The 23,623-nt window shown below is 38.2% G+C and carries 22 protein-coding genes and 1 other annotated feature; of the genes, 15 read left to right on the top strand and 7 right to left on the bottom strand.

Translation table 11 applies throughout. The features are described from left to right. Nucleotides 1-107 precede the first annotated feature (107 nt). Nucleotides 108-1,193 carry a hypothetical protein gene (locus tag M014_RS0122490; RefSeq protein ID WP_026593699.1) on the top strand — a complete coding sequence of 362 codons (1,086 nt, stop codon included), beginning with the start codon at nucleotides 108-110 and terminating at the stop codon, nucleotides 1,191-1,193. A 29-nt stretch (nucleotides 1,194-1,222) separates the two neighbouring features. Here the strand turns inward: M014_RS0122490 and M014_RS0122485 are convergent, their stop codons facing one another. The 4 genes from M014_RS0122485 to acuA are packed head-to-tail and all read right to left on the bottom strand — an operon-like array spanning nucleotide 1,223 to nucleotide 4,591. Beyond that, complete coding sequence (locus M014_RS0122485; RefSeq protein WP_026593698.1) at nucleotides 1,223-2,080, bottom strand: alpha/beta fold hydrolase; 858 nt, start codon at nucleotides 2,078-2,080, stop codon at nucleotides 1,223-1,225. Between the two features lie 53 nt (nucleotides 2,081-2,133). After that, nucleotides 2,134-3,300 carry an acetoin utilization protein AcuC gene (locus M014_RS0122480; RefSeq protein WP_081811109.1) on the bottom strand — a complete coding sequence of 389 codons (1,167 nt, stop codon included), beginning with the start codon at nucleotides 3,298-3,300 and terminating at the stop codon, nucleotides 2,134-2,136. After that, nucleotides 3,297-3,941, bottom strand: coding sequence for an acetoin utilization AcuB family protein (locus tag M014_RS0122475; protein WP_026593696.1), 645 nt, complete (start codon nucleotides 3,939-3,941; stop codon nucleotides 3,297-3,299). The genes M014_RS0122480 and M014_RS0122475 overlap by 4 nt, the downstream gene beginning before the upstream one ends. Before the next feature lie 17 nt (nucleotides 3,942-3,958). Beyond that, on the bottom strand, nucleotides 3,959-4,591 hold the full coding sequence (acuA, locus tag M014_RS0122470) for an acetoin utilization protein acetyltransferase AcuA (protein ID WP_026593695.1): 633 nt from the start codon (nucleotides 4,589-4,591) through the stop codon (nucleotides 3,959-3,961). A 177-nt stretch (nucleotides 4,592-4,768) separates the two neighbouring features. Between acuA and acsA the strand changes: the two genes are divergently transcribed. The 4 genes from acsA to M014_RS0122450 all read left to right on the top strand — a co-directional run bounded on the left by acsA (nucleotide 4,769) and on the right by M014_RS0122450 (nucleotide 9,146). Beyond that, nucleotides 4,769-6,487: an acetate--CoA ligase gene (gene acsA, locus M014_RS0122465; RefSeq protein WP_026593694.1), complete on the top strand. Its 1,719-nt coding sequence runs from the start codon at nucleotides 4,769-4,771 to the stop codon at nucleotides 6,485-6,487. Between the two features lie 99 nt (nucleotides 6,488-6,586). After that, nucleotides 6,587-7,144 carry a maltose acetyltransferase domain-containing protein gene (locus M014_RS0122460; protein WP_026593693.1) on the top strand — a complete coding sequence of 186 codons (558 nt, stop codon included), beginning with the start codon at nucleotides 6,587-6,589 and terminating at the stop codon, nucleotides 7,142-7,144. Nucleotides 7,145-7,337: 193 nt separating this feature from the next. Further along, nucleotides 7,338-7,563: a binding site (T-box leader), on the top strand. 67 nt (nucleotides 7,564-7,630) lie between these two features. After that, complete coding sequence (gene tyrS, locus M014_RS0122455; RefSeq protein ID WP_026593692.1) at nucleotides 7,631-8,887, top strand: tyrosine--tRNA ligase; 1,257 nt, start codon at nucleotides 7,631-7,633, stop codon at nucleotides 8,885-8,887. 127 nt (nucleotides 8,888-9,014) lie between these two features. Beyond that, nucleotides 9,015-9,146: a hypothetical protein gene (locus M014_RS0122450; protein ID WP_026593691.1), complete on the top strand. Its 132-nt coding sequence runs from the start codon at nucleotides 9,015-9,017 to the stop codon at nucleotides 9,144-9,146. A gap of 124 nt (nucleotides 9,147-9,270) precedes the next feature. Here the strand turns inward: M014_RS0122450 and rpsD are convergent, their stop codons facing one another. Next, complete coding sequence (gene rpsD, locus M014_RS0122445; RefSeq protein ID WP_026593690.1) at nucleotides 9,271-9,873, bottom strand: 30S ribosomal protein S4; 603 nt, start codon at nucleotides 9,871-9,873, stop codon at nucleotides 9,271-9,273. 349 nt (nucleotides 9,874-10,222) lie between these two features. Here rpsD and megL point away from each other — a divergent pair, with 349 nt between their 5' ends. After that, the gene (megL, locus tag M014_RS0122440) at nucleotides 10,223-11,413 is read left to right on the top strand and encodes a methionine gamma-lyase (RefSeq protein WP_026593689.1); all 1,191 of its coding nucleotides are present in this window, start codon (nucleotides 10,223-10,225) and stop codon (nucleotides 11,411-11,413) included. A 41-nt stretch (nucleotides 11,414-11,454) separates the two neighbouring features. Here megL and M014_RS0122435 read toward each other — a convergent pair whose 3' ends face one another. After that, nucleotides 11,455-11,934, bottom strand: coding sequence for a GAF domain-containing protein (locus M014_RS0122435; RefSeq protein ID WP_026593688.1), 480 nt, complete (start codon nucleotides 11,932-11,934; stop codon nucleotides 11,455-11,457). A gap of 149 nt (nucleotides 11,935-12,083) precedes the next feature. On the opposite strand from M014_RS0122435, the gene refZ reads away from it, so the two are divergent. Then, nucleotides 12,084-12,722, top strand: coding sequence for a forespore capture DNA-binding protein RefZ (gene refZ, locus M014_RS0122430; protein WP_026593687.1), 639 nt, complete (start codon nucleotides 12,084-12,086; stop codon nucleotides 12,720-12,722). 46 nt (nucleotides 12,723-12,768) lie between these two features. Here the strand turns inward: refZ and M014_RS0122425 are convergent, their stop codons facing one another. Then, a complete protein-coding gene (locus M014_RS0122425; RefSeq protein WP_026593686.1) occupies nucleotides 12,769-13,713 on the bottom strand; it encodes a DMT family transporter in 945 nt (314 codons plus the stop codon). A 138-nt stretch (nucleotides 13,714-13,851) separates the two neighbouring features. On the opposite strand from M014_RS0122425, the gene M014_RS0122420 reads away from it, so the two are divergent. The 8 genes from M014_RS0122420 (at nucleotide 13,852) to M014_RS0122385 (ending at nucleotide 23,558) form a co-directional block, all read left to right on the top strand. Beyond that, a complete protein-coding gene (locus M014_RS0122420; RefSeq protein ID WP_026593685.1) occupies nucleotides 13,852-14,679 on the top strand; it encodes a LysR family transcriptional regulator in 828 nt (275 codons plus the stop codon). Nucleotides 14,680-14,902: 223 nt separating this feature from the next. Next, the gene (gene ezrA, locus M014_RS0122415) at nucleotides 14,903-16,612 is read left to right on the top strand and encodes a septation ring formation regulator EzrA (RefSeq protein WP_026593684.1); all 1,710 of its coding nucleotides are present in this window, start codon (nucleotides 14,903-14,905) and stop codon (nucleotides 16,610-16,612) included. A 210-nt stretch (nucleotides 16,613-16,822) separates the two neighbouring features. Beyond that, entirely contained in the window at nucleotides 16,823-17,965 is a 1,143-nt protein-coding gene (locus M014_RS0122410; RefSeq protein ID WP_026593683.1) for a cysteine desulfurase family protein, read from the top strand. A 6-nt stretch (nucleotides 17,966-17,971) separates the two neighbouring features. Beyond that, nucleotides 17,972-19,183 carry a tRNA uracil 4-sulfurtransferase ThiI gene (thiI, locus tag M014_RS0122405; protein ID WP_026593682.1) on the top strand — a complete coding sequence of 404 codons (1,212 nt, stop codon included), beginning with the start codon at nucleotides 17,972-17,974 and terminating at the stop codon, nucleotides 19,181-19,183. Nucleotides 19,184-19,421: 238 nt separating this feature from the next. Next, a complete protein-coding gene (locus M014_RS0122400; protein WP_017153881.1) occupies nucleotides 19,422-19,619 on the top strand; it encodes an alpha/beta-type small acid-soluble spore protein in 198 nt (65 codons plus the stop codon). 154 nt (nucleotides 19,620-19,773) lie between these two features. Beyond that, nucleotides 19,774-21,360, top strand: coding sequence for an acyl-CoA synthetase MbcS (mbcS, locus tag M014_RS0122395; protein ID WP_026593681.1), 1,587 nt, complete (start codon nucleotides 19,774-19,776; stop codon nucleotides 21,358-21,360). A 119-nt stretch (nucleotides 21,361-21,479) separates the two neighbouring features. After that, nucleotides 21,480-21,905, top strand: coding sequence for a VOC family protein (locus M014_RS0122390; RefSeq protein WP_026593680.1), 426 nt, complete (start codon nucleotides 21,480-21,482; stop codon nucleotides 21,903-21,905). A 90-nt stretch (nucleotides 21,906-21,995) separates the two neighbouring features. Next, nucleotides 21,996-23,558, top strand: coding sequence for an amidohydrolase (locus M014_RS0122385; RefSeq protein WP_026593679.1), 1,563 nt, complete (start codon nucleotides 21,996-21,998; stop codon nucleotides 23,556-23,558). The last annotated feature ends 65 nt before the right edge of the window (nucleotides 23,559-23,623 follow it).

Genomic DNA, 23,623 nt, shown 5'->3' with positions numbered 1-23,623 from the left:
AGGAACAAAGTGAACAGATAAGAAGATATGAGGAAACAGGTATCTGTTATATGTGCACGAGGTGGTTGAATATGAAATGAAAATAATTATTTGGAGGTTTGATGAGGATGAAAACAATAAAATTTTTAGTACCAGCTATGATTGGCTTTACAGTAATGGTAACAGGATGTGCGCAAGGGGAAACGAAAGCAGAAGCAAAACAGGAGACAAAACAAGAAGCGAAAAAAGAAAAGAAGAAGCAAGAAGCGCAGATTACAAAATTACAGCCATTAAACGCGATGACATTGCAACTGACATTTTCTAAACCTTTATCAAAAGAAGAGGTGAAATTAGAAAATTTAGAGGCAATTAAGAAAAATTTTGTTTTTGATAATGGTTTAGAAATTGTGAATGTACCACGATTAAAAACAGGTGCCACAAGTACATATATTGTACCTGTTACAGTTCAAAAACCCGGTACAGCATATAAGGTGAGTTATAAAGGTGGAAGAAAAGAGAAATTCGAGGCGAGTACTGAAAAAATTAATGTTCGCCAAGCGAAACAAGTGACAAATGATACGTTTGAAATTGAATCATTTTTAGAAGATGGCGTGACAGATTATGCAAACATTATTGAGGCATACAAAGCTGGAAGAGGAGATCAAGCGTTTCAATTAGATGAAGAAAATAAAGATAAAGAAGGAAAACAATATCAAATTATTTCTTCACTACGTGATCGAAAACTAACCATTACATCAAGTGCAGGAGAACAAATTGTAGTAGGGTATGTTCCGTTTACACAAGCCGCAGATGGCAGACAAGCACCTAAGTTTCGTCTACCTGCTGGCCAAACGTTACAACCAGGTGTGACGTATACAATAACATCGGATTGGGCGACGATTAAGAATCCGACTTTTACTGCGGAAACTATTGAGCCACTTGCGATTCAAAGCGCTGAAGCGATAGATAATAAGTCAATCCAAATTACATTAGGGAAAGATCCAAGTATGGAACTGTTTGCTGGCCGAAAAGTAGAATTACAAGGTGAAGATGGAAATCGAGTAGAAGCACAATATCGTTTTTCTTCTCGAAAAGGAGCAGTAGGAATCTTTGATTTACAAAATGGTGCAACGTTGCAGCCAGGTAAGAAATATACAGTTGTACCGATGAATGGCTGGGCAACTGCAAATCAGGTGGCGTTTGTAGCGAAATAAAGAAAAGTTTTAAACCAGCAGCAAGTGATTTAGTACTTGCTGCTTTCGTGCTGTAATGATTTATAGAAGGTTTTAATGATAGATGCAAAACGATTGCTTTCTTCTAAAAAAGGATAATGGTTACTATACTCAAATGGAATAAATATAGAATTTGGTATACTTTCGTGCATCTCTATTGAATATTGCAAGGGGCACTGAACATCGTGTTTCCCACAAATAATTAATGTGTTTACTATGATAGATGAAAGCTGATCTTTCAAATCAAAGTGTAGATATTCTTTAGCAAAAGCATTCATTCGACTTACTGCCATTATTTTATAAATAGGTTTTGAAAAATATATTTTGTAGTGTTCGGGTTCATATAAAGATAACTTTGTTCGCTTGGTTGATAATGCACTTCGCTCTTCTTGTGTAAGATGAGAGAGTTTCAGTTCTTCGATAATGTCTTGCATATATTGAAATTGTGGATGGTCTGGATGATAAATACAATCTGGTGTTTTTGTGTAGTTACTAGCAGCGGCACCGACAACAACTAAGGATTGCAAGGAGTCTGGGAAAGTAATAGCGTATAGCAGTCCAAGCATCCCTCCTGTAGAATGACCAGCGAAATGCCATGATGAAAATTGTAATGTTTCTTTTATAGCCTCTAAGTCTTTAATTGTCTCACTCATGCTTAATTCATTTTCCCTTGTAGCTTTCGTAGAACGACCAGCATCTCGCAAGTTGATAAGAAAAACACGGTGAGTAAGAGTAAAGCTCTCCGCAAAATAATCACCGGTTTCGTTAAATTGTGAGTAATGATGAGTAATACAAAGTGGTTCTCCGCTGCCTTTTATAAAGATTTCAAAAGTACCGCGTTTCGTATGTATGAGTTGTCCTTTCCACATAAGATATCACCTTTCATGAAAAAGAATAGGAGAAAACCTCCTATTCTTGTAAATTAATATAAAGCCTTTTTCGTATTATTCCGAATAATCTCGAGGCATTTTGCCACTGTTAATGCATTTTTTTCTTCAATTTCTGGTTTTCGAGGGATGGGGTTATACATGTTGTTAGGGTCTTCCCATGTAAGCGGAAGTCGGGTAGGTGCTTGTCCTTTCCAAGTTTCAATCCATTCTGGAGGGAGATAACCTGAGATGTTTTGGATGTTGTTCATTTCGAGCCAAATGAGTGCCCATGCTCTTGGAACGACGCGCCATATGTCGTAGCCGCCACCGCCAACCGCAATCCAGCGTCCATCGCAGTACTCATTGGCGATTTCATGAGCAAGCTTTGGAATTTCATGATAAATTTGCATCGTTGCACAAAGGTGAGTAAGGGGATCATAATAATGTGCATCGGCTCCGTTTTGCGTTAAAATGATATCCGGTTTAAAGTAAGCTGCGACTTCTTTTACAACAGTGCGATAAGAATGTAAAAAAGATTCGTCTTCTGTAAAGGCATCGAGTGGAACGTTAAAAGAATAACCGTAGCCCATGCCTTGGCCGCGTTCATTTACAGCACCGGTTCCAGGAAATAAATAGCGCCCGGTTTCATGTAGTGAAATGGTGCAGACGTTAGGGTCATCATAAAAAGACCATTGTACACCATCACCGTGATGGGCATCTGTATCAATGTATAAAACGCGCAAGCCATATTTTTTCTGCATATATTTTATAGCGATAGAGCTATCGTTATAGATACAAAAACCGGATGCTTTACCTCGGAATCCGTGGTGCAGTCCACCGCCTAAATTTAATGCATGCTTTACTTGACCTGAAAGTACGGCATCTACAGCTGTTAATGTCCCACCAACAAGTAAGGCACTTGCTTCATGCATATTGGGAAACATGGGTGTATCTTCTGTCCCAAGACCATATGAAATTGCGACTGATTGTTCTAATTTTCCTTCTCCAGCACGTTTTACCGCATTTATGTATTCCTCTGTATGAATGAAAGCAATCTCCTCATCTGTTGCCATTCGCGGTGGAATGACTTGAGAAGGATGAATAAGCCCGCTTTTTTCTAATAAATCGTAAGTGAGTGTAACGCGGAGCTGATTAAAGGGATGTTCAGGGCTAAAGGAATAGCCCCGAAAATCATCTGAATAAATGAAGGCGCTCGTCATGCTTGCATCCCCATTATATTTGGCCATAAAACATGGTAGCCTTTTTTCTCTAACGCTTCAATCACTCTTAGCGGATTCATTGTTTGGATGCGGAAAACGAGTACTTTCTCATTCTCATCTTTTGCTGGATAGACGAGAACGCTCACAATATTAATGTGTAATTCACTAAAAATCGCAACGACTTTTCCAAGAATACCAGGTTCATTTTTTACTTGAATTTCAATTTGTGAACTTGGTTGATGAGCACCTGTTAGCTTGACGAGTGTATGCAATACTGTGGATTCCGATATGATTCCAACAAGTTTACCACCCTTTGTAACAGGAAGACAGCCGATTTTATTTTCAAAAAATAGCGTTGCAATTTCCTCAACAAAATCGAGAGGATGGCATGTCATAACAGGTTGTTTCATAATTAATTGAATCGGTTGCTTAAGCATATCCTTTGAAACTTCTTCATCGAGAATTGAGGGACTTGCATCACGTACGTCGCGGTCGGAAATAATGCCGACTACGTTGTTGTTATGACCAACAATTGGAATGTGACGAATGCCCTTTGTACGTATTGTTCGAATTGCGGTTTCAATTGTGTCATCTGGTTGCAGTGTAATTACATCATGATTCATAATTTCTTCTACAATCATTCCATATGCCCCCTTTCTTAGTACATAAACCGATTTTGAAAGCGTAAGCGGTCAAATGCTTGGATGGAGTTTGTATCAACACGGTTGCCAATGCGGACCATTAAGCAGTTAGCAGGGTGAGAACAAATTTCTGGGTCATCCGTTGCCATCCATTGTAAGCCACCAGCATTCATCATTTTCTCCATCACTTTTCGGTATTCCCAAACATTTAAACCAGTTTGTTTTAAATCCCAGTGCCAATAATATTCAGTCGTTAATATAATATAATCTTCCATATGATCATCCATCATAGAAACTTCTAATAGATTTTTTCCAACAGAGCATCCGCGAAATGCTGGAACGACCTCAATTGCTCCAAGTTCAATTAAATCGTCCATTTTTCCTTCTGACCATCGTTCTAATGGATCCGGATATAGGTATGTAACATAGCCAACAATCGTTTGATCATGTCTAGCAATAATGAGACGAGCTTCTGGTAATTTAGAAATTTCGACAATTGCTTTATATTGTTGTTCGGCAGGACGGAATGCAACTAAATCTGGATGAAATTCATACATTTCAAGATTATGGGTGGACACAGGACCTTCGATAATTAAGGTTCCTTTTGCTGTTTTTAAGTTTCTTGCATTATATATTTTTTTATGAATCAATGTTTTGCTCACCACCTTGAGGGTTTGTGAATCTACTTTATATCGTATCTTACAGTATATGCGATGTGAATCGAATTTTGTCAGTAAAAATTTGTCTAAAAATCAACAAAAATACTGAAAATTTTAAATAATGTTATTATAATAGATAATAGAATACATAGGAGGGGGATGTAAAGTATGAAAGTAGAAACACTTCCTGTTATTAAAGGAAAAAATAATTTGCTTGATTATAAAGAAGCATATGCAAATTTCAACTGGGAAGAGGTTAATAAAAACTTTTCTTGGTTTGAAACAGGCCGAGTAAACATGGCATATGAGGCAATTGATAGACATGCGAAATCTGATCGAAAAAATAAAGTGGCCCTGTATTATCAAGACGGATCGCGTAAAGAGAAATATACGTTTAAAGAAATGAAGGAGTTCTCCAACAAAGCGGGAAATGTCCTGAAAAACTATGGTGATGTAGAAAAAGGCGATCGCGTCTTTATTTTTATGCCGCGTTCACCAGAATTATATTTTGCACTTCTCGGTGCAGTGAAATTAGGAGCGATTGTTGGCCCGTTATTTGAAGCATTTATGGAAGGAGCAGTACGAGATCGCTTAGAAGATAGCGAAGCAAAAGTGCTAATTACAACACCTGAATTGTTAGAGCGTGTTCCGCTTAATGATTTACCAGCGTTAAAAACAGTCTTTCTTGTTGGAGAGAATGTAGAAGAAGGCGGAAAACTTGTTGCGTTTAATCCATTATTTGAACAAGCTTCTAATAAATTGCAAATTGAATGGTTAGACCGCGAAGATGGATTAATTCTTCATTATACGTCCGGTTCTACAGGGAAGCCAAAGGGCGTTCTCCATGCGCAAAATGCGATGGTGCAGCATTATCAAACGGCAAAATGGGTGCTCGATTTAAAAGAAGACGATGTATACTGGTGCACAGCTGACCCAGGCTGGGTGACAGGAACTGCCTACGGCATTTTTGCACCGTGGTTAGTAGGTGGATCAAATGTCGTTTTAGGAGGTCGCTTTAGCCCAGCGGCATGGTACGAAGCGTTGCAAGATTACGGTGTAACAGTTTGGTACAGTGCACCAACAGCATTCCGCATGTTAATGGGAGCTGGCGACGGAGAAATTAAGAAGTACGATTTATCAGCACTACGTCACGTACTAAGTGTTGGTGAACCATTAAACCCAGAAGTAATTCGCTGGGGAATGAACGCATTCGGCCTTCGAATTCATGATACATGGTGGATGACAGAAACAGGAGGACAAGTAATCTGTAACTATCCTTGTATGGAAATTCGCCCTGGTTCAATGGGGAAACCAATTCCAGGTGTGAAGGCAGCAATTGTTGATAATGAAGGGAATGAAGTGCCGCCATATACAATGGGGAACTTAGCGATTGCTAAGGGATGGCCATCAATGATGCGCGCTGTTTGGAACAATCCGCAAAAATATGAGTCTTACTTTATGCCAGGAGATTGGTATGTATCGGGTGACTCTGCTTATATGGATGAAGATGGCTACTTCTGGTTCCAAGGACGTATTGATGATGTAATCATGACGTCTGGTGAGCGCGTTGGCCCATTTGAAGTAGAAAGTAAATTAATTGAACACTCTGCAGTAGCAGAAGCGGGTGTAATTGGTATTCCAGACCCAGTGCGCGGTGAAATTATTAAAGCATTTATCGCGCTACGCGCAGGATATGAAGCATCTGATGAATTAAAAGAAGAGATTCGTCAATTTGTGAAAAAAGGCTTAGCAGCTCATGCAGCGCCGAGACAAATTGAATTCCGCGATAAATTACCGAAAACGAGAAGTGGTAAAATTATGCGACGCGTGTTAAAAGCGTGGGAGTTAAACTTACCGACAGGTGATTTATCAACGATGGAAGATTAAGAAGGAAAGGTCTGAATGTATTATTTCGTTCAGACCTTTCTTTTTTTGTGTTATCATAAGGAAAATAACTTATATATACGTGTTTGGGGGAAGGGAATCATGAAACCGGAAAAAGAAAAGATGATCCAAGGTGAAATGTACGTACCAGCTGATCCAGTATTAGTACAAGACAGGGAACTGGCTCGTATATTAACAAGAAAATTAAATGAAACACCGGAAACAAAGTCTGAAGAACGTAGTTTGCTAGTAAAAGAATTGTTTGGATCCACAGGTGACAACATTCACATTGAATCTTCTTTCAAATGTGATTACGGCTATAACATTCATGTTGGTGAAAATTTTTACGCGAACTTTGATTGTGTCATTTTAGATGTATGTCCAGTTACTATTGGTGATAACTGTATGTTAGCTCCTGGTGTACATATTTATACGGCTACACATCCGCTTGATCCAATCGAGCGCATAAGCGGTGCTGAATTTGGTAAACCAGTTACAATAGGAAATAACGTATGGATTGGCGGACGAGCGATTATTAATCCTGGTGTCACAATTGGTGACAATGCCGTTATTGCTTCTGGTGCAGTTGTAACGAAGGATGTTCCTGAAAATGTTGTAGTTGGTGGGAATCCTGCGAAAATCATTAAAAAAATAAATTGAATTTTGAACCAGTTGTCTCCTTTGTTTGTATAAGTTTATGATTGTCTTTCATGTTTCACTATTAGCTGGTGTTCCAATTCTTTCTCTTATTACGATATTAATCGCGAGTTTGTAAAGGAATGGAAGACTAAGAAACTTCCACCTCTATTTGACACGCCTATACAAATAATGATATAAAGAAAAGTATATAAATAATTGAGCGTGGAAAGGGAGAAGTAGTGATCATTTCCCTGTTTTAGAGAGCTGATGGTCGGTGAAAATCAGCACATAGATGATCGCGAATTACGCCCCTAGAGCATCTTTTTTCGATTGAATCGTATTCAAAAGGGAAAAGACGGTGCTGAGCCGTTATGTGAATGAGGTGGTAGGCTTTTGCCTGCAACTAGGGTGGTAACGCGATAATCAAAATCGTCCCTTATTTGAGGGGCGATTTTTTTATGTTTTCAAATTTCGCGCTCGATTAATTTAAAGGAGAGTATGTAGGATATGGGTATTTTACAAGATCTTGAATTTCGCGGACTAATTAATCAGCAAACAGATGCTGAAGGTTTACAACAATTATTAGAAAAAGAAAGTGTAAAATTATACTGTGGCTTTGACCCAACAGCGGACAGCTTACACATCGGTCATATGCTACCAGTATTAATGTTACGTCGTTTCCAATTAGCTGGTCATCAACCAATCGCACTTGTTGGTGGCGGTACAGGAATGATCGGAGACCCAAGTGGTAAAAAAGCAGAACGTACATTAAATACGAAAGATACCGTTGCTTACTACACAGAAAGCATTAAAAATCAGCTTTCAAACTTCTTAGAGTTTGAAAATGTAGAAAACCCAGCAACAATGGCAAATAACTATGACTGGCTTGGGAATTTAGACGTAATTACATTCTTACGTGACATCGGTAAAAACTTCGGTTTAAACTACATGTTAGCAAAAGATACAGTTGCATCTCGTTTAGAAACAGGTATTTCATTTACTGAATTTAGTTATATGATTTTACAATCATACGACTTCTTAAATCTATATCAACAACAAGGTTGCCGTCTGCAAATTGGTGGTAGTGACCAATGGGGTAACATTACAGCGGGTCTTGAATTAATTCGTAAATCAGAAGAAGATGCGAAAGCATTCGGTTTAACAATTCCACTTGTTACAAAATCTGATGGTACGAAGTTTGGTAAAACAGAAGGCGGCGCGATTTGGTTAGACCCAGAAAAAACAACGCCTTACGAGTTCTACCAATTCTGGATTAACACAGATGATCGCGATGTTGTAAAATACTTGAAATACTTCACGTTCTTATCTCATGAAGAAATTCTTGAGCTAGAAAAACAAGTAGCTGAAGCACCAGAAAAACGTGCAGCGCAAAAAGCTTTAGGTTCTGAAATGACAAAACTTGTTCACGGTGCAGAAGCATTAGAACAAGCTATTAAAATTTCTGCAGCTTTATTTAGCGGTTCTGTAGCTGAATTAACTGCAAGCGAAATCGAGCAAGGTTTCAAAGATGTACCATCTGTAGAGCGTAGTGCAGAAGATACAGTATTAATCGATTTGCTTGTTGAAAGCAAAATTTCACCATCAAAGCGTCAAGCACGTGAAGATGTGACAAATGGTGCAATTTACGTAAACGGTGAGCGTACACAAGCATTGGATTATGTTGTAACAGAAAAAGACCGCATCGAAGGTAGATTTACAATTATCCGCCGCGGTAAAAAGAAATATTTCTTAATTCGTTACTAATAAAAAGCTTTGAGGAGATTTATCCTCAAAGCTTTTTTGTTTTAATCTCCTTTTCATGTTCATACGAAAATCACATGTAAGGAGTATCATAAGAGTATAAGTAAAAAGAAAGGAGTGGTAAAACAAAATGTCACTAGAAGCGCTCATCATCTTTTCTTTGCTAAATGCGGGGCAGCTTGCTGAGAATACAAAAGGTGATATACATACAAGTCCAAAGGATGCCTATGTGTATGTGGAGAAACAAGAAGAAAATAAATAATATTATTATATATATAAGGAAATTCAAAAAGGAGGATAAAGATAGCTGCTTGCTATCTTTATCCTCCTTTTTAAACAGCACTATAAGAACGAAAAAAGCCGATCCAAAGATCGGCTTTTTGTCATTAACGAGAGTAGAACTCTACGATTAATGCTTCGTTGATTTCAGCAGCTAATTCAGCGCGCTCTGCATGGCGAGTGAAAGTAGCTTCTAATTTGTCAGCATCGAAAGTTAAGTACTCAGGTACGAAGTTGTTAACTTCGATTGCTTCTTTGATTACAGCTAGGCTGCGAGATTTTTCGCGAACGCTAATTGTTTGACCTGGTTTAACACGGAAAGATGGGATGTCTACGCGAGCGCCATCTACCATGATGTGACCGTGGTTTACTAATTGACGAGCAGCGCGACGAGTGCGAGCTAAGCCCATGCGGTAAACTAGGTTGTCAAGACGAGCTTCAAGAAGGATCATGAAGTTTTCACCGTGTTTACCTGACATTTTACCTGCTTGGTCAAATGTGCGACGGAATTGACGCTCAGTCATGCCGTACATGTGACGAAGTTTTTGTTTCTCTTGTAATTGTAAACCGTATTCAGAAAGTTTCTTACGTTGGTTAGGACCGTGAGGACCTGGTGCGTAAGGGCGTTTTTCTAATTCTTTACCTGTGCCGCTTAGAGAGATTCCAAGACGACGAGACAGTTTCCAAGCTGGACCTGTATAACGAGCCATAGTTGACTCCTCCTTTAGTGTTTTTATTTTCGTAAAATAAAAACAGGCGTAATTGATATTTACGGGTATTTTGTTTTCATGTACCTTCGCTCCAGCAGCTGGGAGTTACGAGATACACCTCACAACAGAGGAACAAAATACAAACGATAAACTCATATTACAAGGCTGCCTTTTTATTTTACACAAACGCTATTATATCTTTTTGCTGGAATTTCGTCAAGCGAGTTCTTTTTTGTTTTATTCATGGAAATTGTGGAAATTGCAAGAAGGAATTCGAAGCCGTATGAAAGAAAGGATAGCAACATAGAGAAAACGCTTACATAAAATAGAGCATAAGGGGGATGTTTGTATGAAAAAGAAACATATAGAAACAGCGCTTATTCATCACGGGTATGATTCCAAGCTGCATAAAGGGAGTTTAACGCCACCACTATTTCAAACTTCAACGTATACATTTGAAACAGCGCAGCAAGGAGAAGCGAGTTTCGCTGGGCAGGATCCATCTTATATTTATTCGAGACTTGGAAATCCGACTGTGGAATTGTTCGAGGATCGCATGGCTGTTTTAGAAGGGGGAGAATCGGCGCTAGCGTTCGGTTCTGGAATGGCAGCGATTTCGGCGACACTTCTTGCGTTTTTACGTGCTGGAGATCATATCATTTGCTCGAATGGATTATATGGGTGTACGTACGGTTTTTTAGAAGTACTAGAAGAGAAATTTATGATTATCCATTCACTATGTGATATGGAAACAGAAGAAGAGATTGAGTCAAGCATACGTCCGAATACGAAAATAATATTTGTTGAAACACCAATTAATCCAACAATGAGACTGATCGATTTAGAGAAGGTTATTAAAGTGGCAAAACAAAATGAATTGCTTGTCATTGTCGATAATACATTTTGCTCACCTTATTTACAAACACCTCTTACACTTGGGTGTGATGTTGTTCTTCATAGTGCTACAAAATATATTGGTGGCCATGGGGATGTTGTTGCAGGTGTGACGGTTTGTAAAACGAGGGAACTAGCTGAACAAATTCGCCCGATTCGAAAAGATATTGGGGGGATTATGGCACCTTTTGATGCGTGGCTCTTGCTACGTGGGTTAAAGACGCTAGCTGTACGAATGGATCGACACTGTGAGAATGCAGAAAAAGTAGTAGAGTTTTTGCGGAATCACGAAAGTGTTGCATCAGTTTGGTATCCAGAAGGAGAACTAGCATCTCACCAAATGAAACGCGGGGGCGGTGTGATTTCATTTACGATTAAAGGTGGAAAAGAAGAAGCACAGGCGTTCATGAATGAGTTGCAATTCATTACAATTGCAGTGAGTCTCGGTGACACAGAGACGTTAGTGCAACATCCAGCAACGATGACGCACGCTGTTATTCCAGCGGCAGTACGACATGAAATGGGGATTTTTGATAATTTAATACGCTTGTCTGTCGGATTAGAATCATGGGAGGATATTGTTTCTGATTTAGCGTACGCGTTACAGAAGCTATCGAATACATTTTCTCATGTGAATGGAGAATGAAAAATGAGCCATCGATTTACGGAATCGATGGCTCTTCTCTTTTACATATGTTTTAGGAGCGTTTCCACAAATTTCTCTAAATAGTGTTGATCTACTTCATCGAAACGGTTTTTTTCGGGACTATCAATATCTAGTACGCCGATGACGTTGCCTTCTTGTATAATCGGTACAACAATTTCGGAATTAGAGGCGCTATCACATGCGATATGCCCTGGGAATTGATGAACATCGGCAACAAGCTGTGTTGTTTTTGTTTCAGCTGCTACGCCGCAAACACCGCGCCCAAATGGGATGCGAACGCATGCTGGCATTCCTTGAAATGGTCCAAGTACAAGCCCTGTTCCTTCTGTTACATAAAAGCCAACCCAGTTAATACGCTCTAAGAATTGATTTAAAAGAGCTGAAGCATTTGCTAAGTTAGCAACTACATTTGATTCACCAGTTAACAATGCATCAAGTTGCTTAATTACCGTTTCGTATTGCTCTTCACGTGAGCCTGTATAACTTTCTTTTGTAAACATGGAAACGTCACCCTTTCTATCGAGAAATGTAAAATCATAGCAAAATACGCTGTATTTCATATGACTTTGTCGATAGAAAATTAAAGGAATTTGTCTTAAAAGTCAAGAAATTTAAACTATGGCTGTTCAGAGTGAGAGGAAGTGAGCACGTGAAGCAGACGAAACAAAAAGTAATTGATGCGGCAATTTCGTTGTTTTACACGAAAGGGTATGATGGGACATCGGTGCGCGATATTGCAAAGCGGGCGAATGTGAATGTGGCTAATATTTCATATTATTTTGCTGGAAAGAAAGGTTTATTAGAACAGCTTATAACGGATTTTTTAGAAGGATATATCGGAGTAATTGAGAGGGCTTTTGAACAAAGAGAGTACTTACCAGCTAAAGAAGTGTTGAATCAAATTGTACGAGGCATTTTGCGCTATCAGTTTGAACATCGGGAACTTACTCGATTCTTTTACCGTGAGCTTTCACTTGATACAACGTTAATCCGGGAAGTGATGACTGTTTATTTTTCTAAAGAAAGATATTATATAGAGCAAATCATTAAGCAGGGACAAATGCAGCAGGAGTTTCAGAAAGTGTCTTTTACAATGTTTATGACGCAATTAAAGGGTATGATAAACATGCCATATTTATATCCGCAATATATAACAGAAGTTTTGCATTCGTTTCCGTCAGAAACATTCTTTTTGGAAATGTATACGAAAGAAGTAGAGCAATGGATGGAACAAACATTATGTAGACTACATATGTATTATCCTCTGCCGCGAGCAGTTCATATGTAGAATACCCCCGCCATATTGTAGGTGGGGGTATTTTGTGGCGTGTGTTTCAAGGCTTAATTTCCTCTTGTATACGTTCTTGTTTTCGTTGCCATAAGTTGTTGCATAGTAAAGCGATAATTGTAATTATCGCTCCAATTATTTCAATTCTTTCAATTTGATAGCCCCGAAAAATGGAACCTATAAGTGCGAGCACAGGGACTAAGTTCATAAATAAGATGCCGTTAATAGATGAAATAAGGCGATTTCCCATGTTCCAGCAAAAGACGGCGACAACACCAGCGATAATGGACATATACAATAGTTCAAATCGAACTGTAGCGATTGTATAAAATGTAGGTATGGAAATGAATTTCATATATGTTAGTACAATGACAGTACAAACTAACGAAATGGATCCAAATAAACATGTGAGTGTTGTATAGCGAAGTGGCGACCAAGTTGGAAAATGAGAACCGCCGTTTGTGTAAATAACCCAACAAATAACGCCAGAGAGCATAAGTATATTTGTTGAAACATGTCCTGCTGCTCCAAATAACATATGAATATTACCTTTGGAAATAACAAGTAGCACACCTATCAGTGCACAAAACATACAAAGGAATGTATAGTTTTGTGGTTTTTTCTTCTTTAAGACCCATTGTAATAATAAAGCGAGTATTGGCATAAGAGACTGAATCATGGCTGCGTGAATAGCCCCAGAAGGTCCTGCCAATTGCTGTCCGTAGAAAACAAGAAATCCGTATCCAGCAAAACCGACTGTACCATAGAATAATAAATAGAAAGCTTGTTTTTCTAAGTGAAAGGCGCTTTTTCCTTCAATTATGAAGAGAAGAATAATAAAAATGATAGCTGCTGATCCGTAACGAAAAGTAGTGAAAAAGAATGGATCAATAAATTGCAGAGCGCTGGCCATAACTGGAAACATAAATCCCCAAGCTGTTACAGCGAGTAAGCATAAAAGAGAGCCAAATAGTATTTGTTTTTTATTCAAGAGTATCTTTCTCCTTCTTATTTCGATATAGTGAGTTCATAAAAATAAGCATGAGATGAGTATAGCGCTCACTTTCTATGGACAGGAAATATTGATTTGTTATAGCGGTTATAACTTTTGGTTAGAGGTGTATATCAGATGGATTTTGAAGCAGTGCAATCGTTTATTGAAGTGAAACATACGAGAAGTTTATCGAAAGCGAGTAAACGTCTGCATATTTCACAGCCAGCCCTTAGTAAACAAATTCAAAGATTAGAGGCGGATTTAGAAGTTAAATTATTAAAACGTTCTACACAAGGAGTGGAGTTAACAGATGCTGGAGAGCTATTTATAAAACGTATTGAGCCAATTATAGAACAAATAAATGAAGTGAAGGGAGAGCTGAAAGAGTATCAAGAAAAGAAAAAGATTTCAATTGGAGTATTGCCAAGTTTAGCTGCTCATTACATATCAAAATGTAAGAGTATATTAGAAACATACGAAGTAGAGTGGCAAATTGAACATACGAAAGTGTTAATGGAGTTATTCCGTGAGAGAAAGATTGATGCAATGTTAATTGATTCGGAAGTGGAGGGAGCCAAGTTTGCAAAAGAAGTAAAAAGAGAAAGTATTGTTTGCGTGGTTTCAAATGAACATGCGTATAAAGACGAACATACGATTCAAATAAAGAATTTACAGCATGAAAAACTTATTATTTATCCGGAAATTTGTGATATCAGAAAAATGATTATGACAACATTCAAAGGAATGGGTGTTAAACCTACTATTGCTGTAGAAACATCATACGCAGAGCCGATGCTTGCGATGGTTCGGGCTGGCCTTGGTATTACGTTATTACCAGAAATTGCAGTGAAGCAAGCTATGCAAGCTGGGATTCGTGTTATGCATGTGGAACCAACGTTAACGAGAGTAATTTATTTTATATCACATAGGGAAGAGATGTCCTTATTAAAGGCGTTACAGTAAATATTTGAAAAAGAGATACAGAAATTTTTAGGAAGTAATATTACAAACGGATCAAAAGAAACATGAAATTTTAAAAAAAACTAGGTCAAAAACACGTCATTACATGATATGATTAGTACATTGTTAGTTGTTAAATATAGGGGATTCCCCTTTTTGTACATAATGCCTTCCATTTCATAAACGGAACGGACAAAAAAAGAGATATAATAGGAGGCTAATTTACATGGATTCTATCCTGACGATCGTTATCATCGTAGTAAGCTCTATTCTAGTGCTGCTCATGATAGAGCTCGTGATAAGAAATCGTTTATATAAAGATATTGAAGCACTTGAGCAGTGGAAACAAGAAATAAAAGATAAACCTGTTGCAGATGAGTTGAAACGGGTTAAGGATTTAAATATGACTGGCCAAACAGAAGAACTGTTTGGGAAATGGCGTGAAGAATGGGATGAAATTGTTACAAACCTTCTACCAAAAGCTGATAAAACATTAGAAAGCGCCCAAAAGTCAGCCTCACAATTTTCCTTCCGAAAAGCAAAGCGTTTGATGAGTGAATCCATTCGTGATTTAGATGAAGCGGATAACCGCATTACGGAGATTTTAAATGAGTTGCAACAATTGTTAGAGAGCTATGAGAAAAATAGTTCGGAGATTGAAGAGTTACGTGATACATATCGTAGTATGAAAAAAAGTGTACTTGCTCATCGTCATATGTTTGGAAAATCTGAACAGAAAATTGAAGAGTTACTTGATATAGAACTGGCGAAATTTCAAGAATTTGATGAGACAACAGAAAACGGTGATTATTTAAAGGCGCGTGACATTGTAAAAAGTTTGGAAGATGGATTAGCGAGCTTAGAAGTTATCATTCATGAAGTTCCTGATCTATTAGTCGAGTGTCAAGCGACATTACCAGTACAATTAGATGATTTATTACAAGGTCATGATGATATGAAGCGTCAAGGATATGTATTAAATCATTTAGAAATCCCTAAAGAATTACGAGATATGAACAAACAACTACAAACATGTCTGATTGATTTGGAAGAACTTCATATAACAGAAGCTAATGAGAAAATAGAGGGATTAAAAAAGCGTCTGGATACGTTGTATGATCAATTAGAACAAGAAGTGCATGCGAAGCATTATGTAGAGAAAAAATCAGTTACAGTTTATGAAGATTTAGAGGAAATTCATGAAAAAGCAATTGAAACAAAATCCGAAACGCAATTTGTGAAACAAAGCTATCAGTTGCAAGATAAAGATATTGAGTCACAAAAATTGATTGAAAAACAAATGCATATTTTAATGAAGCGCTTTGAGGTATTGCAATTACGTATTGCTGAGCAAGATATTGCTTTCTCTGTCATTCGTGAAGAACTGGAAGAGATTTATGAGCAATGTGAAACATTAAAGGTCCTTCATGTAGAATATAAAGAGATGTTGCAAACGATGCGTAAAGAAGAATTTGAGGCGCGTGAAAAGTTACAAGAAATGCGTCATATGATTGTAGAAGCAAAACGCTTTATGCAAAAGTCTAACTTACCAGGTCTTCCAGAAAGCATTATGGAAGATTTACAAAGAGGGCAAGAGGCAATGCAAGGTGTTTATGGACAGTTAGAATTAAAGCCGCTGAATATGCAGGTTGTAAATAGCATGTTAGAAGAAGCATATGCAATCGTAAATGGTGTATATGAAAAAACGCAGGAGTTAATTGGACAGGCGTATTTAGTAGAAAAGCTAATCCAGTATGGTAATCGTTATCGTAGTCATGATACGGATTTATCCCAAAGCTTAGAGAATGCAGAGAGATTGTTCCGTGAATATGAATATGATGCTGCATTAGAACAAGCAGCTTCTGTTTTAGAACAACTTGAACCTGGTGTTGTTCAAAAGATTGCTGAATTTGTAGACAGCGAACAAACCCCTTGATGAAAAAGGGGTTTGTTTTTTTGTGCTGGATTTGTGTAAATTCTAGAGTGATATTGCTATAATGAATAGCGGAATACAGCAGTGTTTTTCGTTTCAAAATATAAAATTATGCTTGTATATTAAAAAATGAAACCTTTGAGTATGTTTAGCGTAATTACACGTGTTTGTGATATGATTATATGATGTGACAGCGCTGAAAGGAGAAGAACGATGATCTATTTTGATAATAGTGCGACAACGAAACCATATCCAGAAGTCCTTCAATCGTATGTAACGGTTGCAGGAAAATACTTTGGGAATCCTTCTTCTATTCATTCGCTCGGGGGAGAAGCAGAGCGTTTATTAACACAATCAAGAACGATTGCAGCGCAGCTTCTTCATGTTAAACCTTCCGAAATTATTTTTACATCGGGTGGAACGGAAGGAAATAACCTTGCGATTAAAGGAATAGCGATGAGGAATCGCTCTCGTGGTAAACATATTATTACAACAAATATTGAACACGCGTCTGTGTTTGAAGCATATAAACAATTAGAAGGGCTCGGTTTTGATGTAACATACTTACCTGTAAATGAACATGGTATTGTATCAGTAGAAAATGTAAAACGAGCGCTTCGTGAGGATACAATTCTTGTTTCAATGATTCATGTTAATAATGAAACAGGAGCGATTCAGCCTATTTCTGAAGTTGGTAAATTGCTAGCGAACTATCCGAAAATAAGATTCCATGTAGATCACGTGCAAGGGATCGGAAAAGTACCACTTGATCTATATGCTTCGTATATTGATCTTTGTTCGATATCGGGACATAAATTTCATAGCGTAAAGGGAACTGGACTTTTATATGTACGCGATGGAGTAAGATTAGATCCGATTTTATCAGGTGGTCAGCAGGAGCTCCGTTATCGTTCTGGTACAGAGAATTTACCTGGTATTGTGGCAATGGTAAAAGCATTGCGTATGACAATGGAACATATGAAAGAAAAAAGTGACCGTTTACAGAAGTTACAAGCAGAGCTTGTCCGTTTCTTCGAGGGCATGGAAGATGTAACGATTAATACATCCCTTCAATATGCAGCACCGCATATTTTAAATGTATCATTCGTTGGTTTAAAACCAGAAGTAGTGGTTCATGCTCTAGAAGAACGAGACGTATATGTATCAACAAAATCAGCTTGTTCTTCAAAAGTAAATGAAGTAAGCCGCGTGTTAGAGTCAATGGGCGTGCCGCGTGCAGCAGCAGCAAGTGCAATTCGCATTAGTTTAGCATCTGAAAATACGATGGAAGAAGTAATGCAATTCGAAGAAATTATAAAAGAAACATTACCAAAATTATACGAAGTGATGAGGTAAAGAAACATGATGAAATATGAATATATTTTAGTGCGTTACGGTGAAATGACGACAAAAGGAAAAAACCGTTCTAAGTTTGTAAACACGTTAAAAGAGAACGTGAAATTTAAATTGAAGAAATTCCCAAACATCAAAATCGATGCAACACATGATCGCATGTACATTCAATTAAATGGTGAAGATCATGAGGCGATTGCAGAAAGATTACAAGACGTATTTGGTATTCATAAGTTTAATTTAGCGATGAAAGTACCATCAGAACTAGAAGAGATTAAAAAAGGTGCGCTAGCGGCTTTCTTACAAGTAAAAGGCGATGTGAAAACATTTAAAATTACAGTGCACCGTTCTTATAAACATTTCCCAATGCGAACGATGGAATTACTTCCTGAGATTGGCGGGTATATTTTAGATAATACAGAAGACATCACAGTGGACGTTCACAATCCAGATGTAAATGTTCGCGTAGAAATTCGCAGTGGTTATAGCTACATTATGTGTGATGAGCGCATGGGCGCAGGTGGATTACCAGTTGGTGTTGGAGGAAAAGTTATGGTGCTTCTTTCTGGCGGAATCGATAGTCCAGTAGCTGCGTTCTTAACAATGAAGCGCGGTGTATCAGTGGAGGCTGTTCACTTCCATAGTCCACCTTTTACAAGTGAGCGTGCGAAGCAAAAAGTAATTGATTTAGCCCAAGAGTTAACGAAATACTGCAAACGTTTGACGCTTCACCTTGTTCCGTTTACGGAAGTGCAAAAAACAATTAATAAAGAAATTCCATCTAGTTATTCTATGACAGTAATGCGCCGTATGATGATGCGTATTACAGAGCGCATTGCAGAAGAGCGTAATGCACTTGCAATTACAACGGGTGAAAGTCTTGGACAAGTAGCGAGCCAAACGTTAGATAGTATGCATACAATTAATGAAGTGACAAACTATCCAGTAATTCGTCCGCTTATTACGATGGACAAACTAGAAATTATTAAAATTGCAAATCAAATTGGAACATATGATATTTCGATTCGTCCGTATGAAGACTGCTGTACAGTATTCACACCAGCGAGCCCAGCGACAAAACCGAAGCGTGAAAAGGCAAATCGCTTTGAATCAAAATATGACTTTACACCACTTATTGAAGCTGCTGTTGCTAATACAGAAAAAATAGTATTACAAACAGTAGAAGTGGCTGAAGAAGAACAATTTGAAGATCTTTTCTAAAAGTGCTTGTTCAAAAGGAGGATAAAGAGAGCTGAGCAGTTCGAGACGCGGAGGTCAGGAGGATGCGGCGTGTAGAGTGAACTACATGAGTACTGGACTGGCGACGAAGGGGAAGAAATACGGCAGTTATCTTTACCGGACTTTTTGAATATCTTTTGAAACCATAAATTACCATATCTGAAAATGTATGAAGTCCTATGGTTTATCACACTCTATACTCACAAGGAGGTGATACCATATGGCACGAAGCACAAATAAATTAGCGGTTCCTGGTGCTGAATCAGCATTAGACCAAATGAAATACGAAATCGCTCAAGAGTTCGGTGTTCAACTTGGAGCTGATTCAACATCTCGCGCTAACGGATCTGTTGGTGGCGAAATTACAAAACGTCTAGTTTCACTAGCTGAGCAACAATTAGGCGGTTTCCACAAATAATCCCATATATGATGGCTTAGAAGGAGCGGATTTTCCCGCTCCTTCTTTTTTGTCGAAATACCATTAAAAAATTTGTCAAAAGAAGAGGGTTCAAAATTTACTGAAAATTCTTTATTATATAAGGGAGACATAGAGATTAAGGAGGATGATTGTTATGAAGAGAGAGGAATTATTAGCGCCGCCGTCTTACAATTTAGTTGCGGAGATAGAAAAATATACAAATGAAAAAGAGAAACTTGCTTTAATTTGGCAGGATGACAAAGGGAATAGACGAGAGGTTACATACTTTGAATTAATAAAAGGTGCGAATAAAATTGGAAACGCTTTTATAAAGAGTGGCTTACAAAAAGGGGACAAGCTTCTCATTATGATGCCACGGCTAATTGAAGCGTATATGACATACATTGCCGCAATTAAAGCCGGATTTGTAGTTATTCCAAGTTCAGAAATGCTTCGCAAAAAAGATATTGAATATCGCATTCAGCACGGAGAAGTAAAGGCAATTGTCAGTTATGGGCCGTATATCGAACAATTTGACGGTGTAGAGATGGTGGAGTCTCTTCAAAAGTTTGCGCTGAGCGAGCAGTCAGTAGATGGCTGGATCAATTTAAAAGACGTATTAGAAATAGAAAGTGACGAATTAGAGATGGCTAAGACAGACCGAGAAGATATGGTCTTTTTATCTTACACATCAGGAACAACAGGAAATCCAAAGGGCGTCGTTCATACACATGCTTGGGGCTACGCGCATTTACGTACAAGCGCTCCAAATTGGCTCGGAATAGAAGAGAATGATGTTGTATGGGCAACGGCTAGTCCAGGTTGGCAAAAGTGGATTTGGAGCCCGTTTTTAGCAACGCTCGGTTCTGGAGCAACAGGATTTGTATATCACGGTAAATTTGAACCGAAGACATATCTACAGTTATTAGATGATAATAAAGTGAACGTGCTTTGTTGTACGCCGACAGAGTATCGCTTAATGGCAAAAGTAGAGAACCTGCAGCAATATAATCTATCAGCGTTACATAGTGCTGTATCGGCAGGAGAGCCGCTGAACCGAGAGGTAATAGAAACATTCCAAAATCATTTTCATGTTACCGTCAGGGATGGCTATGGCCAAACAGAAAATACATTACTTGTTGGCGTTATGAAAGGAATGGAGATTAAGCCAGGGTCGATGGGGAAACCGACGCCAGGTAATCATGTAGATATTGTAGATGAAGAAGGAAAACCTGTATCCATTGGAGAAGTAGGAGATATTGCTGTTCATATTGAAACGCCAGCACTTTTTAAGCAATATTATAAAGATGATGAGCGGACAGCGATGCAATTCCGTGGCGATTATTATATTACAGGTGATAAAGCGAAAAAAGACGAAGAAGGTTATTTTTGGTTTGAGGGACGCGGTGATGATATTATCATTAGCTCTGGTTATACAATTGGGCCATTTGAAGTCGAAGATGCACTTGTGAAACACCCGTATGTAAGGGAGTGTGCTGTTGTGGCAAGTCCGGATGAAATCCGCGGAAGTGTCGTAAAGGCATTTATCGTTTTAAGAGAAAATGTACAAGAAAAAGAAGATACACTGATTCCTTTACTTCAAGAACACGTTAAAGAATTAACTGCACCATATAAATACCCTCGCAAAATTGAATTTGTAGACGAACTACCAAAAACAATTTCCGGAAAAATTAGACGCGTCGAACTTAGAAAACAAGAAATGGGATTAGGGCTAAAGTAAGAAAAAATGGATTTAGATTGTTGCAAGTGCATGTAAAGTTATGATATTATTTGATAGAACGTATGTTCTTTTTTGGGTTTAAAATGACTACTGAAAAATTGAAAAAAGAGGTGTTTTTTATGATTTTAGGTATTAATCCGTATTTAGTTTTGGATGGTAATGGACAAGAAGCAGTGAAGTTTTATGAACATGCATTGGATGCAAAAGTTGAAGTCATTCAAACTTTTGGAGAAATGCCTGAAACTCCAGGATTTACTGTTCCAGATGAGGTGAAGGAACGCGTTTTACATGCGCATTTAAAAGTAGGTAATACAGACCTTATGATTTCAGATACATTCCCAGGTAAACCACACGAAATTGGATCGCAAGTAACGATAGCGATTAGATTAAGCGATGCAGAAAAGGCAAAAGAAGTATTTGGAAAATTACAAGATGGCGGTCAAGTAATTATGCCAATTCAAGAAACTTTCTGGAGCCCGGCGTATGGACAAGTAAAAGATAAATTTAACGTAGAATGGCAAGTAACAACAATCCCGGCTAATTAAAATTCATTTTTGGAAAAGCACCATGTTTGTAAAGTGGTGCTTTTTTTCTACACTTAAATTTCGTAGACTAAAAGAAAAAGGGGGGAGAAGATGGGGGAGATTTGGTTCGGTGGACATATTTATACAATGAGTGAAGAGAACGAAATGGTTGAAGCTGTGTATGTAGAAGATGGGATGATTATAGATACGGGGAATAAAAAAGAGTTAGAAAGTCGTTATGAGCCTGAGCGGGTACATAATCTAGAAGGAAGAACGATGATTCCAGGCCTTGTGGATAGTCATATGCACCTTATTGGGCATGGAGAAAGGTTACTTCGATTAGATTTATCTGCATGCACGTCGTATCAGGAAATGCTTTTGCTCGTTAGAGAGCGGGTTAACGAAGTGGCAGAGGATATTTGGGTTATTGGTGAGGGCTGGAACGAAAATAATTTCACAGATACTAAAAACGTCCATGTCCGTGATTTAGATGCGATTTCGAAAGAACATCCTATCTTATTAAAACGTGTTTGTCGACATGTTACATGGGTGAACTCTTACATACTTGACAAAGCAAATATAACGGTTGAGACGAAGGACCCAAAAGGCGGGAAAATTGGCCGGGATTCATCAAATGAATTAACAGGTCTTTTATATGAACAAGGCCAAGAATTAATTAAGCATCTTCAGCCTGAAATAGATGAAACATATTTACGAAGAGCACTAGAAACAGCTATTCGAGATTGTTGGAAGTACGGATTAGTGGGTGGACATACAGAGGATTTAAATTATTACGGCAGTTTTCGAAAAACGTACAATGCGTTTCCATACGTTATAAAAGAAACGCCTTTTAAAGCACATTTACTCGTTCATCATGAAGTGGCGGAAGAACGAAAAGAATATGAAAATGAGCATTATATTGAATTTGGAGCCATGAAGATTTTTTCTGATGGTTCTTTTGGCGGAAGAACGGCTTTATTAAGTGAACCGTATGAAGATGAGAAGGAAAGAAATGGAGTAGCTATTTTTTCTCGTGAAGAGCTCGCGGAATTAGTGAAGAAAGCACGTAATCTACGGATGCCAGTTGCGATTCATACAATCGGTGATTTATCCCTTGAATATGTAATTGATGCACTGGAGTTATATCCTCCCGGAGAGGGGCTGCGTGATCGTATTATTCATTGTCAACTTGCTCGTGAAGATTTAATTGAACGTATGAAGAACTTACAAGCAATCATTGATATTCAGCCTGTATTCGTCTCGTCTGATTTCCCATCTGTTATTGAAAAACTAGGAGAGCATCGTCTTCGTTATGCGTATGCTTGGAAAACATTGCTCCGTGCAGGTTTGCATTGCGGCGGTGGATCAGATGCCCCAATCGAGCAAGTAAATCCGTTTTTAGGGATGTATAGTGCCGTAACGCGCCGAAGTTTTATGGATGGAACATGTTATATACCAGAAGAGCGTCTATCGGTATTTGAAGCTGTTTCACTCTTTACGACCGGAAGTGCATATACGATTGGAAAAGAAAACGAGCGTGGTAAAATCGCCCAAGGGTATGAAGCGGATTTCACCATAATGGATCGTAATGTATTTGAAATTAAAGTAGAAGATATAAAAAATATACAAGTTACGGCAACTGTAATAGATGGTCAGATTGTGTATCAAAAATAATAGCGACCGTTCGAAAATATGTGACGCAAAAATGAGTGCTAGGGAATCTCCTAGCACTCATTTTT

Origin of the sequence: Bacillus sp. UNC437CL72CviS29 (genome assembly GCF_000482345.1) — a bacterium.
Lineage (GTDB): Bacteria > Bacillota > Bacilli > Bacillales > Bacillaceae_G > Bacillus_A > Bacillus_A arachidis.
This window is presented reverse-complemented; position numbering and strand designations above follow the sequence as displayed.

Excerpts from the sequence above, each read along its gene's own strand:
- M014_RS0122490 (WP_026593699.1), top strand. The coding sequence starts at position 108 with ATGAAAACAATAAAATTTTTAGTACCAGCTATGATTGGCTTTACAGTA.
- M014_RS0122485 (WP_026593698.1), bottom strand. The coding sequence starts at position 2,080 with ATGTGGAAAGGACAACTCATACATACGAAACGCGGTACTTTTGAAATC.
- M014_RS0122480 (WP_081811109.1), bottom strand. The coding sequence starts at position 3,300 with ATGACGAGCGCCTTCATTTATTCAGATGATTTTCGGGGCTATTCCTTT.
- M014_RS0122475 (WP_026593696.1), bottom strand. The coding sequence starts at position 3,941 with ATGATTGTAGAAGAAATTATGAATCATGATGTAATTACACTGCAACCA.
- acsA (WP_026593694.1), top strand. The coding sequence starts at position 4,769 with ATGAAAGTAGAAACACTTCCTGTTATTAAAGGAAAAAATAATTTGCTT.
- M014_RS0122460 (WP_026593693.1), top strand. The coding sequence starts at position 6,587 with ATGAAACCGGAAAAAGAAAAGATGATCCAAGGTGAAATGTACGTACCA.
- tyrS (WP_026593692.1), top strand. The coding sequence starts at position 7,631 with ATGGGTATTTTACAAGATCTTGAATTTCGCGGACTAATTAATCAGCAA.
- M014_RS0122450 (WP_026593691.1), top strand. The coding sequence starts at position 9,015 with ATGTCACTAGAAGCGCTCATCATCTTTTCTTTGCTAAATGCGGGGCAG.
- rpsD (WP_026593690.1), bottom strand. The coding sequence starts at position 9,873 with ATGGCTCGTTATACAGGTCCAGCTTGGAAACTGTCTCGTCGTCTTGGA.
- megL (WP_026593689.1), top strand. The coding sequence starts at position 10,223 with ATGAAAAAGAAACATATAGAAACAGCGCTTATTCATCACGGGTATGAT.
- M014_RS0122435 (WP_026593688.1), bottom strand. The coding sequence starts at position 11,934 with ATGTTTACAAAAGAAAGTTATACAGGCTCACGTGAAGAGCAATACGAA.
- M014_RS0122420 (WP_026593685.1), top strand. The coding sequence starts at position 13,852 with ATGGATTTTGAAGCAGTGCAATCGTTTATTGAAGTGAAACATACGAGA.
- ezrA (WP_026593684.1), top strand. The coding sequence starts at position 14,903 with ATGGATTCTATCCTGACGATCGTTATCATCGTAGTAAGCTCTATTCTA.
- M014_RS0122410 (WP_026593683.1), top strand. The coding sequence starts at position 16,823 with ATGATCTATTTTGATAATAGTGCGACAACGAAACCATATCCAGAAGTC.
- thiI (WP_026593682.1), top strand. The coding sequence starts at position 17,972 with ATGATGAAATATGAATATATTTTAGTGCGTTACGGTGAAATGACGACA.
- M014_RS0122400 (WP_017153881.1), top strand. The coding sequence starts at position 19,422 with ATGGCACGAAGCACAAATAAATTAGCGGTTCCTGGTGCTGAATCAGCA.
- mbcS (WP_026593681.1), top strand. The coding sequence starts at position 19,774 with ATGAAGAGAGAGGAATTATTAGCGCCGCCGTCTTACAATTTAGTTGCG.
- M014_RS0122390 (WP_026593680.1), top strand. The coding sequence starts at position 21,480 with ATGATTTTAGGTATTAATCCGTATTTAGTTTTGGATGGTAATGGACAA.
- M014_RS0122385 (WP_026593679.1), top strand. The coding sequence starts at position 21,996 with ATGGGGGAGATTTGGTTCGGTGGACATATTTATACAATGAGTGAAGAG.